Source organism: Aquimarina sp. U1-2, from assembly GCF_017897595.1.
GTDB lineage: Bacteria > Bacteroidota > Bacteroidia > Flavobacteriales > Flavobacteriaceae > Aquimarina.
In genome coordinates, this window is record NZ_JAGKIK010000016.1 from 20,893 (window position 1) to 36,223 (window position 15,331).

Annotated in this window: 14 protein-coding genes; all 14 read right to left on the minus strand. The window is 38.6% G+C overall.

The window, feature by feature from the left end; genetic code table 11:
- Nucleotides 1–612: a (2Fe-2S)-binding protein gene (locus tag J8281_RS16350; RefSeq protein ID WP_210198728.1), complete on the minus strand. Its 612-nt coding sequence runs from the start codon at nucleotides 610–612 to the stop codon at nucleotides 1–3.
- A gap of 227 nt (nucleotides 613–839) precedes the next feature.
- Entirely contained in the window at nucleotides 840–1,466 is a 627-nt protein-coding gene (locus tag J8281_RS16355; RefSeq protein ID WP_210198729.1) for an NADPH-dependent F420 reductase, read from the minus strand.
- Nucleotides 1,467–1,478: 12 nt separating this feature from the next.
- Nucleotides 1,479–2,366, minus strand: coding sequence for a nuclear transport factor 2 family protein (locus J8281_RS16360; protein WP_210198730.1), 888 nt, complete (start codon nucleotides 2,364–2,366; stop codon nucleotides 1,479–1,481).
- Between the two features lie 38 nt (nucleotides 2,367–2,404).
- Complete coding sequence (locus J8281_RS16365) at nucleotides 2,405–3,295, minus strand: NmrA family NAD(P)-binding protein (protein WP_210198731.1); 891 nt, start codon at nucleotides 3,293–3,295, stop codon at nucleotides 2,405–2,407.
- A 34-nt stretch (nucleotides 3,296–3,329) separates the two neighbouring features.
- Nucleotides 3,330–4,121, minus strand: coding sequence for an SDR family NAD(P)-dependent oxidoreductase (locus J8281_RS16370; RefSeq protein WP_210198732.1), 792 nt, complete (start codon nucleotides 4,119–4,121; stop codon nucleotides 3,330–3,332).
- A 20-nt stretch (nucleotides 4,122–4,141) separates the two neighbouring features.
- Nucleotides 4,142–5,113 (minus strand): NADPH:quinone oxidoreductase family protein, encoded by a 972-nt coding sequence (locus J8281_RS16375; protein WP_210198733.1) that lies wholly within the window; start codon nucleotides 5,111–5,113, stop codon nucleotides 4,142–4,144.
- Nucleotides 5,114–5,534: 421 nt separating this feature from the next.
- Complete coding sequence (locus J8281_RS16380; protein WP_210198734.1) at nucleotides 5,535–6,056, minus strand: nuclear transport factor 2 family protein; 522 nt, start codon at nucleotides 6,054–6,056, stop codon at nucleotides 5,535–5,537.
- Nucleotides 6,057–6,074: 18 nt separating this feature from the next.
- Nucleotides 6,075–6,923, minus strand: a complete 849-nt coding sequence (locus tag J8281_RS16385) for an SDR family NAD(P)-dependent oxidoreductase (protein ID WP_210198735.1) — start codon at nucleotides 6,921–6,923, stop codon at nucleotides 6,075–6,077.
- 10 nt (nucleotides 6,924–6,933) lie between these two features.
- Nucleotides 6,934–7,980, minus strand: coding sequence for an aldo/keto reductase (locus J8281_RS16390; RefSeq protein WP_210198736.1), 1,047 nt, complete (start codon nucleotides 7,978–7,980; stop codon nucleotides 6,934–6,936).
- 148 nt (nucleotides 7,981–8,128) lie between these two features.
- Entirely contained in the window at nucleotides 8,129–8,782 is a 654-nt protein-coding gene (locus J8281_RS16395) for an SDR family NAD(P)-dependent oxidoreductase (RefSeq protein WP_210198737.1), read from the minus strand.
- Between the two features lie 17 nt (nucleotides 8,783–8,799).
- Nucleotides 8,800–9,222 carry an organic hydroperoxide resistance protein gene (locus J8281_RS16400; protein WP_210198738.1) on the minus strand — a complete coding sequence of 141 codons (423 nt, stop codon included), beginning with the start codon at nucleotides 9,220–9,222 and terminating at the stop codon, nucleotides 8,800–8,802.
- 74 nt (nucleotides 9,223–9,296) lie between these two features.
- Nucleotides 9,297–9,899: an NADPH-dependent F420 reductase gene (locus tag J8281_RS16405; protein ID WP_210198739.1), complete on the minus strand. Its 603-nt coding sequence runs from the start codon at nucleotides 9,897–9,899 to the stop codon at nucleotides 9,297–9,299.
- Between the two features lie 4 nt (nucleotides 9,900–9,903).
- Nucleotides 9,904–11,283 carry a mercuric reductase gene (locus J8281_RS16410; RefSeq protein WP_210198740.1) on the minus strand — a complete coding sequence of 460 codons (1,380 nt, stop codon included), beginning with the start codon at nucleotides 11,281–11,283 and terminating at the stop codon, nucleotides 9,904–9,906.
- A gap of 170 nt (nucleotides 11,284–11,453) precedes the next feature.
- Nucleotides 11,454–15,197, minus strand: coding sequence for a sigma 54-interacting transcriptional regulator (locus tag J8281_RS16415; protein WP_210198741.1), 3,744 nt, complete (start codon nucleotides 15,195–15,197; stop codon nucleotides 11,454–11,456).
- Between the last annotated feature and the right edge of the window lie 134 nt (nucleotides 15,198–15,331).

Consider the following 15,331-nt stretch of genomic DNA (forward strand, 5'->3'; position numbering starts at 1 on the left):
TTATTTAGATGCTGCTTGAACTGCTTTAATAATATTTGGATAAGCTCCACAACGGCAAATGTTACCGCTCATGTACTCTTTTATCTCTTCGGTACTTTTGGTGTGCCCTTCTTTTATGCACGCCACGGCAGACATTACCTGCCCTGAGGTACAATACCCACATTGAAAAGCGTCATTATCAACAAAAGCCTGTTGCACGGGATGCAATACCCCATTTTCTGCTAAGCCTTCTATGGTTGTGATTTTATCATTTTGATGGCGCATGGCAAGCGTAAGGCAAGACAACTTGCGTTCGCCGTTAATGTGAATGGTGCACGCTCCACAGTGTCCCGCATCGCAACCTTTCTTCGTTCCTGTCATATTCAACTTGTACCTTAAGGTATCTAGCAAGCTGGCACGCGGATCTATTTTTAGCTTTATGGTTTCGTTATTGATGTTTAGTTGTATATCGACCGCATTAGGTACTTCAAAAGGTCGTTCAAGATTTTTCTGTTCTGCAGCCTGTGCACCTAAAAGGGGAGCTACCGCTAGGCCTGCAACACCGGTACCAGAAACTTGTAAAAAATTTCTTCGGCTAAATCCTGTCTTTATCGGTTTGTCTTCTTCTTTCATCTATGTTTTGGTTATAAAGTTTTTAAAATATTTTGATATAAGTGGAACCACAGCATAAATCATGGTGCTACAAATAAGAAAAGAGCTAACGCCAATAGTTACTGGTTCGGACGCATTCGGAATGAGTAAATGCACAATGAAACCGGCTAAGTAAATTAGCCCGTAAACACATGGCCAGGCTAACAAGACCATCCTCCAATGTATTTGTTTGGGCTTCTTTTTATCCATTATACCGTATATGCTTTTACTTTTTCTTCAGCAGGGAATCCCATGTAGAGCTCTTGGTCAGGCTCCATCACTTTCGTTTTGGATAAACCGCCAATAAAGGCCGGCTTAAAACCAATATCTGAAATAAGTTGTTCTATAATTTCTTTTGCTTGCTTGTTACCAGCAGCAAAAGGTATAATCTCTTGCATGCCTTCTTCTTTAAATGCTTCGTCCCTCAGCTGTGCAGCAGGTATGGTATTAAATGCTTTGCTCACTGAGGCACCCTTAAAATAATGAGCTGTCCACTCAGACTCTCTCTGATTTTGGGCACTCATCTGCTTCTTTATTTCTGTACCATCACGTTGTACATAAAAGTTAGTGGTATCTATAAGCGTTTTACCTTGTAGGTTACCAATTCTTTCATGAACTTCAGGAAGCATTCCATAGGGTGTAGCCAGTAAAATGACTTCTCCGAAAGTTGCGGCTTCTTCAACGGTTCCTCGATGTGCCCGTTCGCCAATCTCATTGACTAAGCCTGAAAGTTTCTCTGGGTTTCTGGAACTAAAAAATACCTCATGTCCCGCTTTTGCAAAGTGCTTGCCCAGATTGCCTCCAATATTTCCTGAGCCTATGATTCCTATTTTCATATTATAAAAGATTTATTTTTCTACCTTCATTTTTGTTGGATCCCAATAACCGATGTGACTCGTTATTTGCCCTTTTTCATTATAAGTGGTCACATTTATTCCTTCAAAAGTGACTTGATCACCCTCTTTAGTAATTCCTCTTCCTGTCCATTTTGAAGTTGCTATCAGACCGTCTACAAAAATGTAATCAGGATAGAGACCTGCTTTTTTAAAGGCCGACATAAAATTTTGACCTACCTGTACTATTTCTTCTCTGTTGTTTGGTGCCGGGCTCCCATAAGGGTCATTGATGTAAGCGTTACCTGCAAAAGAGTTTGCCCATGTTTCGGCATCTCCGCTTTGAGTTGCTTTAAAGTAGTCTTCAGTCCATTGTCTCACTTTTTCTTTGGTAATTTTTGGTGCCTTACCAAGATAAATCTCTCCTTCACCGTCGTCAAAAAAACCATTGATAGAAGTGACCGTCAACCAACCTCGGGCTCCCTGATATTTTCCTGTGCCACCAGTAAATTCACCTGATACCTTAATTGTAACTTTGCTTCCTTCAACAGTAAATTCTTGCGCTTTGTAAGATAAAAACAACAGATCACTACCTGATGCTGAGCCTTCAAACTCAAACATGTTTATTTTCATGGTGCCCATGAGTTCGTTCTCTCCGTTGTAGAGCACCCGGTTAGCAGTTGCTCCATTAATGTGGGTGTTACCTTTTTTACCGTTTTCAAATTCCCAATGCCAAGAGCCTGTAAGCTGCCCGGCCTGTGCATAAACGAGTGGTTCATTGTTTTGCATGGCATAACCTTCTGCAAATTGATAACCGCCGATTACCTTAAATTTTAGTGTTTCTTGTGCATTCATGTTCATAGAAAGTATAGTTATTATGATTATTGTTAGTGCTGTTTTCATTTTTAGTTGTTTAAACTGTGAATTTGTGTTAGCTAGTTCTACTGAAAATAATACCGATGATCCCAGGCAAAGCGAGCAAATGAATTGGGCCTTTTTCCCGTCATTTTTTCGAAAGTAGATGTATAGGTGGTAGAGAAAGCACCGTTTTTACCCGCTTCGTAAACTCCTTTTAATTCCAAGGGGGAATTAGTTTTATTTGAATGTTGGATAAATGCTTCTTCTGAAGCTTCATGTGCAAAGGGTTTGTCCTTGCTAAGTTTAGAAAGCTCTTGTTTAATTTCTTCTGCCGTAAGCGTTTCAGGTCCGGTTAGCATAAAGTAGTCCTCATCTAACAAGTCTGATTTTGAAGGATCTGTTAACAAAGCAGCGGTTGCCAAAGCGATATCTCTACAATCTAAAAGAGCCATTTTTCCATCACCGGTAGGTAGATAAAAGGTATCATCTCCTTTTTCGTACACACCGGGTACAATGAGCAAATGCTGCATAAAAATAGTAGGTCGTAGCATGGTCGCTTTTATGTTCGCTCCTCGAATGTTTTCTTCTCCCGCCCAATGTGCAGCACCGGGTCCTTCCTGTGCTTCAGGACTGGCCACATCTACACTAACTTTAACAATGTAGTCGACACCTTGCTTTTTAGCTTCCTGAATGACTGTTTCCTGATATTCCACCATCGTGTCTGATAGCGGAGTGATTAAACAAAGGCTGTCAACACCTTTCACTGCTTCGATTATCGATTGGCTATCTTCCAAATCGAACTTAACCGGTTTTACAATTCCTTTATTAAAATCTTTCAGCAACTTTGATTTGCTTGCTTCTGGATTGCGTGTACCTACTCGGACTTCCTTTACCTGCGGATTTGAAGCTAAAAGCGCAGTCAACTCACTTCCGATGTTTCCTGTTCCTGCGGTAATTAAAATTGTTCTTTTCATTTTATCTTTGGTTTAAGTTTTGTGCTAACATTTTTCATTGAACCTTTCCTGCTAATCCGGCAGTTGGCATCTTAACGGTCATCGCGCCATCAACAGCCAGAATTTGTCCGGATACATAAGACGACCTATCTGAAGCGAAATACAAGATGGCATCTGCAATTTCATTTGATTCACCAGCTCTCTGTAACGGAATATTGGCTTCATAGAAAGACGACATATCTCCATTGTGTGTAAAACGCTCTAACATCGGTGTTAAAATGGGACCTGGAGATACGCAATTGACACGAACTCCCAAAGGTCCTTGTTCAACAGCTAATTGCCGTGTTAAGCCATTGATTCCCGTCTTCGAAGCGGTATAGGCAGAAAGGCCAGCTCCACCCAGAAATGTCCATTCCGTAGATAATAAGATAATGGAAGCTCCAGGTCTACGAAGCAAGGGTAATCCATATTTTACAGTAAGCCAGGTGCCTTTGAGGTTGGTATCTATCATTATATCCATATCATCATCGTCAAGCTGGTCAATAGGAAGAGTATGAGGTTGTTCCCGTCCTGCATTGGCCACAATGACATCCAGTGACCCAAATTCTTCCTTTATTTTAGTATAGCCATTGCTGATAGAATCCCTGTCGGTGACATCCATTTGGAGAAATAAGCTTTTTACACCTTTTTCTTTTAAAGTTTTTGCCACGGCTTCACCTTTTTCTTTACGTCTGCCTGTAACAATCACATGTGCTCCTTCCTTTGCAAACTGATGCGCTGTAACTTCACCAATACCTGAAGTAGCTCCGGTGAGCAATACCACTTTTTCTTTTAATTGTAAATCCATTTTTTTAATTATTTAAATGATTATAAGGTTAAAACTGTTTTTCCTTTGAGGCTTCTTTCACTCATTTTTTGAAATACACTCCTGGCATCTTCAAATGGAAGTATATTATTTGGCTCTGGAAAATTGAGTCTTCCTTTAGCATGCCATTTGAAAAGTTTTTGAAACGCTTTTCGAACTATTTTTGGTTTGTTTACGATATAGGCTGCAAAATCTGTCCCGACCAAAGAAGCATTTCGAACAAGCATATCTAACGAGGTTAATTGAGGTATTTCACCGCTAGCTGCACCTATGGGAAGTATTCTGCCTTCCCAGGCAACACTCTCTAAAGCTTTTTGAAACATGTCTCCACCGACCAGGTCGGCGATAACATCTACACCTTTACCAGCTGTGATTTCTTTGGCGCGCGCTATAATTTCTTCTGTTTTATAATTAATGTATTCATCAGCGCCCAAAGATTTTAAATAATCCATTTCTTCCGCTTTGGAATAGATTGCAATAACATGTGCTCCCTTGGCGGCTCCTATTTCGACCGTTCTTGAACCCACACCACCTGTAGCTCCGAAAATCATAAGACTTTCCCCTGACTTTAAATTACCCCGATGTAACATAGAAATATAAGCAGTGCCATACGCAATGGGTATAGCTGACGCTTGTGTAAACGAAACCGTTTCAGGAATGATTTCCAATAAATTCTCGCTAACGTCTACATATTCCTGATACGCTCCAAAATCCATAGAGGCCATAACCCGGTCGCCCTCTTTGTATATCTCTGAATGGGATTCGGATACTTCTCCTGAAATTTCAAATCCAGGGCTAAAAGGTATTGGTGGTGGATTTTGATGTGTGCCCATCGCTTGCATCAAATCTGCAGGATTAACACCTATTGCACGTACTCTAACCCGCACTTTGCCTTTTGAGAGTTTGTCCTGTTGGATATCCTGAAGCTTGAATTGCTCAAGATTTCCGGATTCTAGAATTTGCCATGATTTCATCTGTTCTTTAGTTGTTTAAATGGTTCTTATTGAGTGAACTGATTTGTATACTCTAAAGCTAAAAACTAGAGACTCATTGGCGTTTTACTATTTATCGGTTCTATGTCATTTTAACACGCTATGTTTTAAAGTACAGTTAGTATTTTATCAAAGCTTCAGTACTATTTAGCCAGAGCTATAACGATTACTAGGCTATCGCACGTAATTCATTAAATTATCTTATTGTAAGACCTTAACAGTTTTTTTAACTTTTTCTTTATCAGTACCTTCTTTCCTAATTTTCATCTTCAATTTTATCAATAGATACCCTTTAGGTTTATCGAATTATCTCAATAGACATAATAATCGGTGATCACTTTTGAATCAAAACTCAAAAGCTTTACTTTCATGGTAATTCTATTAATGATATATTATAAATAAGTCATTCAAGTGATTGATTACCCAATATGTATCTTACATTATAGATGAACTCATCTAGTCTCCAACCTTGTTCGGTTCTTATAAAATGTAGATCGTAGTCTCCAGTTAGCTCCAAAGTTTGTCCTTGAGTAGCTTCTTTGCGATATAATGTGGCTGTAGCATAAGTAACCACATCAGCTTCATTATCTTTTAGGCTAACCACAGTATTACCGTTAAGGTGATTTACAGCATCTATATCCATAGCAGTGTAATTAGCATTCCAGCCAGATGTAATGTTTTCTCTTGAAACTGTATTTGCTGGTCCCGCTCCGATGGAGGACATATCAAATAAAACCTCCTCGGTCATGACTTCTTGATGTAGACCTTCCCAGTTGAACGCATCAGTATAATTGAATAATAGATTTGTTTTTTCCATAATTTCTAACTTATCAATAGTTGCTTTCGAAATGTTTTTATCATTAATACAAGAAAAGGTTAATAGACTTATCAACATCAGTAAAGTTGGGCATTTGATTATTTTCATTTTATTATCTTTTTTTGATTATTTGTTTGGAACTGGAATTTCTGAGGGTGCTGGTCTAAAGCCAGTAATAGAATAGCCACAATCGGTAAGAAATTCTGAACCACTTATGTGATCGGCAATAGGACTGCATAAATAGGCTACAGTACCAGCTATCTCCTCTACTGTAGCCATACGTTCTACTGGAGGGTTATGCATTACGGTATCAACAAAGAATTTTTGAATTCCTTTATCATTCTCACCGTAACCTTTCTCTTTAGCTGACTCTTTAAATAATTCTAATGTAGTTTTGGTTGAGACTGGCGCAGGACATACGGCATTTACTGTAATTCCAGTCCCTCTTAATTCTACAGCTAAACTCCTTGCCATATGCGTTTGCGATGCTTTGGTGCAAGCATACACAGGTGCAAGGTTAGCAGGTGTAGTATGGCCGGAAGCACTTGAAATTTGGATTACTCGACCCCAACCTTTTCTAACCATCATAGGTACAAGTGCTTGTATAAACCGAACATTAGAAACTACGTCTACTTCATACGTTTTGATCCATTCTTCGGGAGTACTGTTCCACCAGTTCCCCCATGGATAAATTCCAGCATTATTTACTAAAATATCAATGTTACCAATTTCTGACTTTATTTTGTTAACAACTTCCTGGACACCGTTATCACTAGATACATCACCCATAGCAACAATAGCTTTACCACCGCTTTTCTCAATTTCAGACTTCAATTTCTTAGCTTTTTCTTCACTCGAACGTCCGTTAATAACTACAGTTACGCCTTCGGCAGCTAAAGTCTTTACGATTCCTTGGCCTATACCGGCTGTGCTCCCTGTCACCAGAGCTTTTTTTCCTTTTAAATTTAGTTCCATTTTTGCTGTATTATTTTAGAATGAAAGGTCTATGGTGGTCAATATTTTCGAGTTGACCACCGTAAGTAACGGGTTGAGTTCCCTTTAAGAAATCATATGGGAACCCTAATTCTATAGTACTAATATCGTTTAGAGTTTTTAAGTCATCACTAGAAAGTGTAAAATCAATACTCTTGAGATTAGACTCAATTTGACTGGGTTTGGTGCCCCCCAAAATTGGTATGATGTTTTGGCATTTTACATAGCTTATAGCTACTGTTGCTGGATGCACATTGTTCTTTTCTGCAATTTCAACCACTTTATCTCCTATACTCAGATTTCTTTCAGATAGAGCGGCAAATTCTGACTTATCCAACCTTCGGTTACCTTTGTCAGAGTCCTCGTTTTTCTTACTATATTTTCCTGTTAATATTCCTGAAGATAAAGGAGACCAACCCAGTGTAGTCATACCTTCGGTTTTCGCCATTGGTAATAAATCTCTTTCACCAGTACGCTGTATTAAACTATACTCTATTTGAGATGCTTCAAAAGGTGTAAGTCCATTTTGTCTTGCATACATATTTGCTTTGGAAATTACCCATGCAGGCGCGTCGGAAATTCCTAAATAAAGTACCTTGCCTTGTTTCACCATGTCATCTAATGCCCGCATTACTTCTTCTACAGGTGAGAAAAAATCCCAAGCATGAACCCAAAATATATCAATGTAATCGGTATCAAGTCTTTTTAGACTTCTTTCTAAGGATTGCATCATATTCTTACGACTGTTACCAGCCATATTCGGATCTTTACCCGGCATTGCATCCGTATATTTTGTTCCTAAAACAACAAAGTCACGATTTGATTTGATAAACTCTCCCGTAAATTTTTCACTTGTTCCTCCGGTATAAATTTCGTTAGCGGTATCAATTAGATTTCCACCGGCTTCGGTAAATAAATCAAACATTTTTTTGCTAGTTTCTTTATCGGCTCCCCAACCCGCTTCGGTTCCAAAAGTCATAGTTCCTAGTGCAACCTCTGACACTCGCAATCCTGTATTTCCTAATAATTTGTACTTCATCTTATTCTTTTTTTATTTGAATTATCTCTCTTTGATTATTAATAAGCATCAATTTTTCTTTATATCGAAGATAATTACACCGTAGGCATTCTTATTTTACTATTCCTCGTTTCTATGTCATTTTAACACGCTTCATTCAAGAAAATAGTTAATATTTTACTAAGGCTTCACTACGATTTTGCCAGAGCTGAAAAAACTGTTCTCCAATGGCTTTGGGATTGTGTCTTTCTGCTGTTTCAGAGACTTCACCAAATATTTCCAAGGCTCCTGCGTACATACCTTCTTCTTTTAATGCTTCAAATAACTGCGGTGCCAAATTTCTAATACCTGCTTTGGCAATAGACGTGGTCGCAAAATCTGCACTGGGATAATCGGCAAAACCACCACCGGTCAATAAAAGACCTCCTTTATTTACCTTGAGTTTTCCAAAAAGCGTATTGATGACCGTAATGATGCCTCCCAGACCTATGTGCAAGTCTTTTATAAAACTTTCGGTATCGTAACTTAACAGATGCTTTGGTGCCATAGGTGCCACATTATAATGTACCACGGTAACGTTGGGTAATTTTTCATTTAGTCCTCGCAATGCTTTGGAAAAAGCTTCGATATTTGTGACATCGGCAGTAGCGTATACTGTTACGATACCCTCATTCTCTAGCTGTTCTTTTAACGTTTCAAGGCTTTTCGCGTTTCTACTGATTAGACCAACGTTATAGCCTTCGGTACCAAATTTTTCCGCTACACCGCGTCCTATTCCAGGTCCTGCGCCCACGATGATGATTGATTTTTTTGTATGTTCCATAATTTGTAGTTTGTAATTTAGAGTGTAGAAGTCATTTTACGAACCAGATTAAGGGTTACAGGGATATTATTTCTGGTCGCTTTTGAATAGGGGCAGTTTTGATGCGCTTTCTCAAGTAAATCATGGGCAGTTTCTTCGTCTATTTCGGGTAATGAAACTTCAAGGACTACAGCAATGCCATAGCTATTTTCATCTTGTTGCAAATCGACCAAGCCATTTACTCCTGTTTCCGTTAATTTAATTTTTTGTTGCTGAGCCAGCATTCTGATGGTACTTTCAAAGCAGGCGGCATAGCCAGCCGCAAACAATTGTTCTGGATTCGTAGCTGAACCATCATTTTTTAGATTCATTTTTAAATCGAGCACACCATCTTCAGAGGAGACACTTCCTTCTCTTCCTCCCGTAGCAAAGGCTTGGGCTGTATATACTTTTGTTTTCATATTTAAGTAAATTGTTGTTTTCTATAGTTTTTAATTGATTTTTCTTGCTTCAATACGACTATTTGTATCTTCCTCTACATCTTAAATTGTTGTTCTGTCTTTTGGTTTTTAGCAATATCGATAGCTTTGTAGTTTGAGATAGGCTGAAATTCTGGGATGAAACCTAAATGTGTAATAAGGTTTTCTACTATCTGTTTTACTTCGGGATGATTTGCTGTAAAAGGAATCCTAAGTTTTTGCTGCAGAAGACTATTAAATGCATGTTTTTTGATAACTTCATAAGAGTTGACATCGAAGGCTTTTGCTAAATAGGCATTCGGAAAAAGATGGCTTATATAATTGTTTTGCGAACCGTTAATAAATCCGTTATCCACTAATATTTTCTTTCCTTTAGGGCAAGGTCTTGTGGTATCGATTAAAACCTTACCGGTTGTAAATCGTTCGCATTGGGCGGCAAGGTTTTGAAGTTCCAGAAAAGGGATAGCTATCACATGAACATCTGCAAACTGTAACACATCTTCTACACTTCCGTAAAAAGCATTTGACCCTACAGCTTTGGTAAATGCATGCAAGCCTTCTGGTCTTTTACAGGTAAACATGACCTTGTGCAAATTTTTGCAAAATAGCTGCCCTAAGATGCTGCCCAAACTTCCGGTTCCTATCATTCCAATGTTCATAGCGCTACTTCAAGGGTTTTGATTTTTCCATTAGTGTTGGTAAATACTCCGCAACGGTAGGATGTATGTGTACGGCATCCCTTAAGTCTTCAAATGTACCTTTACAATACATATTTTGAAGTACCGCATGAATGACTTCATCTGCTCCGATGCCAAAGAGGGTTGCCCCCAAAATTTTCTTTGTTTGCTTATGAACAATAATTTCCATAAAACCTCTGGTATCGCCTTTTTCGATGGCACGAGCCACATGTTTCATAGGCATCTGTGCTATAAGAAAATCAGCTTTTTCGGCATGCGCCAAGGCTTCTTTTTTTGATAAACCTACTTGGGCGAGCGGCGGGTCGATAAACAGTGACCAACAGGATATTCTATCTGAAGCTTTCTGTTTTCCGTTGCCTAACAACTGTTCTTTTGCAATTTGATAATCGTGATAAGCCGTATGGGTAAAACCACCTTTACCGTTACAATCGCCTAATGCCCAAATATTATTGACATTGGTTTCTAGAAAATCATTCACATCTATATAGCCATTATCATTTGATTTTATACCTGCTTTTTCCAGACCTAAATCATCGGTATTGGGCTGCCTGCCCGTTGCAAAAAGAATGTGTGTACCAGTTAATTGGTCTTTTTCCGCTTTTGAACAATGCAGGTGCACTTCAATTTTATTTGTATTGGTGTTGCAGTCGATGCATTCTGCATTCACCCTAAAAATGATACCTTCTGCTTCGAGGACTTGTTTTACAGCACTACCAACATCTTCATGCTCTCTGGGCAATATTCTGCTACTCATTTCAACAATAGTAACTTTGCTGCCAAAACGGGCGAACATTTGCCCAAATTCTAATCCAATAGCACCAGCGCCAATGATGATAAGATGCTCAGGTACCATTTCTAAATCGAGAATAGAAGTGCTGGTTAAAAAATCAACCTTGTGAGCATAAGAAGGAATGCGGGGTCGTGCACCCACGTTGATAAAAAAGAATTTTGCGGTTAAAATAGTACTGTTAACACTTATACTTCGTGTACCGCTAAATCTGGCGTGTTGGTTGTAATAATCAATATTTTTAAGCGCTTTAAATTTATTTTCTCTCTTCGTAATTGGTGCGATAATGGTATTTTTTCTAGCAACGATAGCCTCTAAATCCGCTTTAATTGTACCTTGAATGGTGATGCCAAACTCAACAGCGTTTCTGGCATCATAAATAGCTTTGGCACTGGCATGAAGTGTTTTTGAAGGTACGCAGCCCACATTTGGGCAAGTTCCTCCGAAACGTTTGCGCTCAATCACGGCAACGGTCTTACCGGCTGCGACCAAATCTCTTGCTAATGGTACTCCTGCCTGACCGGTACCTATTATGATGACATCATATTGTTTGTTCATACCTTAATTTTAAATGAAGACCGAAGAATGATTCGATATGAAATTTAAGACAGTAAGGTATGTTACATCTATTGGGCAAGGGTTTCATTTTTCACAGGAAAAATGACAGAAAAACATCTTAGAAAATCAAAAGAAGTATTATAATGCCAGAAAATGGCCGTCCAAATTAATTATTTTGGTTTTGATATCTCTAATTTCTTCATTCGATATTCCAGGGTAGTGGCTTTCAGTCCCAACAGTTTGGCAGCTCCTTTTGTGCCGCTGACCCGCCAGTTGGTCTGCTGAAGCACTTGGGTAATCAATTCTTTTTCTATAAGATTTTTGCGTTGTTCAATATAATCCATAGTCACACCGTCAGTTAGTGTGCCTTTATTTGAGATAATGGAATGTTGCGATAATGCTTCGTCAGAGAACTGTAAGGTAATCAAATCCGTTTTGGCGGTGACCAACGCCTGTTCAACCCGATTCTTCAATTCACGAACATTGCCAGGCCAGGTATATTCTTGAATTTTTAAAAGACTTTGTGTGGAAAAACCGGTAAATGGTTTCCCTATCTTATGGGCAAAGGTTTTGGCAAAATGTCTGGCCAATAACGGGGCATCTTCCAGACGGTCTCGCAAAGGCGGTAAGTAAATTTGAAAACCATTGAGCCGATAAAACAAATCGCTTCTAAACGTACCTTCATCTATAGCTTCTTGTAGATTACGGTTAGTAGCGGCCACTACTCTAAAATCTGAAGTCAGTGTTTTAGTGCCTCCTAAGCGTTCAAATTCCTTTTCCTGTAAAACCCTAAGCAATTTCGCCTGGGCTTCGAGAGATAGTTCTCCTACTTCATCTAAAAAGATGGTACTTTCATGCGCCAGTTCAAATTTACCGATACGTTGCTTGGTAGCACCGGTAAAGGCTCCTTTTTCGTGACCGAAAAGTTCACTTTCTATAAGTTCCGAGGGCATTGCCGCGCAATTCATCTTGATGAGTGTTTTTTCACTACGCACTGAGGTTTCATGAAGTGCTCTGGCAATTAACTCTTTTCCCGTACCGGTTTCTCCTGTTATAAGAACGCTAATATCCATCGCAGCTAATTGACGTACCTGCTCAAAAGCATTTTTCAAGGAAATATGCTGACCGATAATATTCTCAAAATCATGGTCTGATTTGATTTCTTCGCGAAGGTAATTTTTCTCTTGTTTGAGCTGCGCATTCAATTCAGTGATACGTTCTAAGGCGAATACCTTTTCTAAAGCCAGCTCTAATGAAGGCTTCATGATTTCTAACAGCTGTTTGTCCTTTTCAGAATATCCTAAATCACTTTTGCTCAAAAAACTAAGACGGTAGTATCCGGGAAAGGATAATTTTAACGAAGTCGTTAATCTACTATTTACATTAAACTTTTTAGCAACCTTACGTAGCACTGTTGCTTTTTTCTGATATTTTATAAAGACTGTTCCTGTTTGCAGTAGCGTTCCGTTGATTTTTTCTCTATTGCTTCGATACGCTGCTTCATCAAGCCCGATAAAATTGAGAAATTTTTGATAATCAAAGTGTCTGTACTCATTTGCCCCAATCCTTTCAAACGTGTGGCAAAATTCAGTATTTCTTTCTGGCTGAAAAGCAAAAATGACTAAATGGTTATCCAGATGATTAGAAAAGGATTGTGTCAATTGTAATAATTTGTCCTTCCAAAGAATATTAAGATTAAGGGTATTCACCAGGTTGACCTGCAAGGATTTTTCTTGTTCGCGTTTTTGAATATCTTCACGTGCCAATACATTACTTATGGCCAATGCTAGTTGGTCACAAACCGATTTAAAAAGCTCAATTTGACCTATATCAAATTGATTATCCTTGGTATAAGCAAGTATAAAAACACCTACTATCTTCCCTGATACCTTAAGTAACCCAATGATACAAGTATCTAGTTTTTTACGTAATTCATCCAATAACTTTTTATCTGTGTATTGGCTGTAATTTTTGTTATAATCAAACAGTAATGGGATATCGTTATTTTGTTCGATGGATACGACCACTTCTTCTAGCTGCGAACCTTTATAAGGAATTTTAAATTTGGTATAAAAGCCTTTTTCAAATAACTTTAGGTCTAAAGTATTACCCGCTACTTCTTGGTGTATGACGGCCAAGTCCAGATATTCATCTCTTTTTTCATCAATGATAATTAAAGCGTGTTCTTGCGATTTGAATATAGGTACGAGTGTTTTAACAGTTTCTTTTATTAAAACATCAAGTTTTTCAATGGCACCTATTGATTTTGCAATATCAAGTGATACCTTTTTATGTTTATTATCTAATTGAATGGCTTCGTTAGCCAATATATTGCTAAGCGCAACGCTCATTTGGTCGGTGATGGATTTAAAAAGTGATAATTGATTATCAAAGGCGTGAGGCTGTTTGCTCCAAAAACATAAAAGACCGATAGTTTGGTCGCCTTGTTGCAATGGTGCTGCAATAATCTGCTCAAATATGCGGTTTTTGGGGTTTTTAAAATGGGGATGTTCAAATTCTTCATAGATCTCTCTACCTTTTACTAAAATACCTTGTTGCACCACCACCTTGGAAGCTTGACTCATAGGCATCCACCCGTTTAACCCTTCATTGATATGGGTAGTATTGATGCCGCTGACTTCATAACCATAATCCACCGTTAGATCACGCTCCCTATTATTAGAATAATCCAAATGAAATAGCCCAGCATCATCAAAGGGAAAGACTTTTCTTAACTTGTTGAAGATGGCTTTTATCAGTTCTGGTCCTGTGGTGATGTTGGCGATAGATTCTGTTATTGCCAATAAGTTTTCGGTTTTTTGTTTTTCTTCCAACAGTTGCTCATTAGCGAGTACGTTGCTCACAGCCACTGATAATTGGTCAGCAATGGCCTGGAAGAGGGGGAAGTCTTTTTCAGAATACCTTCCAGTAGTTTTAGAGTCGAAAATTAGTGCCCCATAAGCATTTCCGGCCAACCTCAAGGGAGTATGTATATATTCGATTAACCCATCTTCCTCTAAAATTTGTAGAAATTCTTTTGGGAAATGATATTGATGATAGTCTGAAATATTCATTACCTCTGTTGAGGATATGAAATGCTCAATGAGGTGATTCATTTCCTGCCACTGGTCAAAACCACTCGCTTTTAGCTCTTTGCTTATTGCATCAGGATTCAATCCTCGATCAATAGAAATATCCTTCCACTGGGTTTTGTCTTCATTGACAATCACGATGGCCAAATCATCCATTGGTAACAATTGGCCTATTTTTTCGGTAATGATATGAAAGAGTTGGTCGCGCTGGCTTACATTTACGAGTGCCTCACTGATGCCCAGAAGTTTTTCGGTGAGTTGTTTTTCTTCGAGCAGTTGCTCATTGGCCAGCACATTGCTTACCGCAACCGCAAGTTGGTCGGCAATAGCCTGAAAAAGGGGAAAGTCTTCTTGAGAATAAAACCCCTCTTCTTTAGACCAAAAACATAACATACCAATAGTAACACCTCCCGTTTTAAGAGGTCCTGCTATAAATTGAACCAATCCATTTTCTTTAAGAACGGGATAATGTGGGTGATTAGGGTATTTATGCATTAACATACCTAGCATATCAATAGCGGGACCATTTTTCATGTAATTTTCAATCCCCTCGTCCTTTGGTAACCAGCCACTCACATTTGGCGCTAGATATGCAAATTTATCGTCAGCAGAAAGGTCACGCTGGTACTGACCTGTTTCATCAGTGACGAAAATCCCAAGCTCATCGAAAGGGAAGACGGTATTTATTTTTTGGGTAATCACTGTAAATAGATGAGCCTTATTTTGAATGCTGGCCACCGCCTCACTAATGCTCAAAAGCGTTTCTTTGAACTGTATTTCTTCTTGCAGTTGTTGTATAAGCTTTGCTTCCTTTGATACCATTGTATTACGGACTATCGTTATTGTTTGTCAATTTCCCATTTTATTTGGGAATACAATCCTTTGTATGCCTTTTTGTCGAAAAATGTTCGTTTACTTCCATCATTTTAACCAGTATTTTTTTAGTGATGATGTTG

Excerpts from the sequence above, each read along its gene's own strand:
- J8281_RS16360 (WP_210198730.1), bottom strand. The coding sequence starts at position 2,366 with ATGAAAACAGCACTAACAATAATCATAATAACTATACTTTCTATGAAC.
- J8281_RS16380 (WP_210198734.1), bottom strand. The coding sequence starts at position 6,056 with ATGAAAATAATCAAATGCCCAACTTTACTGATGTTGATAAGTCTATTA.
- J8281_RS16350 (WP_210198728.1), bottom strand. The coding sequence starts at position 612 with ATGAAAGAAGAAGACAAACCGATAAAGACAGGATTTAGCCGAAGAAAT.
- J8281_RS16395 (WP_210198737.1), bottom strand. The coding sequence starts at position 8,782 with ATGGAACATACAAAAAAATCAATCATCATCGTGGGCGCAGGACCTGGA.
- J8281_RS16410 (WP_210198740.1), bottom strand. The coding sequence starts at position 11,283 with ATGAACAAACAATATGATGTCATCATAATAGGTACCGGTCAGGCAGGA.
- J8281_RS16400 (WP_210198738.1), bottom strand. The coding sequence starts at position 9,222 with ATGAAAACAAAAGTATATACAGCCCAAGCCTTTGCTACGGGAGGAAGA.
- J8281_RS16370 (WP_210198732.1), bottom strand. The coding sequence starts at position 4,121 with ATGGATTTACAATTAAAAGAAAAAGTGGTATTGCTCACCGGAGCTACT.
- J8281_RS16355 (WP_210198729.1), bottom strand. The coding sequence starts at position 1,466 with ATGAAAATAGGAATCATAGGCTCAGGAAATATTGGAGGCAATCTGGGC.
- J8281_RS16390 (WP_210198736.1), bottom strand. The coding sequence starts at position 7,980 with ATGAAGTACAAATTATTAGGAAATACAGGATTGCGAGTGTCAGAGGTT.
- J8281_RS16365 (WP_210198731.1), bottom strand. The coding sequence starts at position 3,295 with ATGAAAAGAACAATTTTAATTACCGCAGGAACAGGAAACATCGGAAGT.
- J8281_RS16385 (WP_210198735.1), bottom strand. The coding sequence starts at position 6,923 with ATGGAACTAAATTTAAAAGGAAAAAAAGCTCTGGTGACAGGGAGCACA.
- J8281_RS16375 (WP_210198733.1), bottom strand. The coding sequence starts at position 5,113 with ATGAAATCATGGCAAATTCTAGAATCCGGAAATCTTGAGCAATTCAAG.
- J8281_RS16415 (WP_210198741.1), bottom strand. The coding sequence starts at position 15,197 with ATGGTATCAAAGGAAGCAAAGCTTATACAACAACTGCAAGAAGAAATA.
- J8281_RS16405 (WP_210198739.1), bottom strand. The coding sequence starts at position 9,899 with ATGAACATTGGAATGATAGGAACCGGAAGTTTGGGCAGCATCTTAGGG.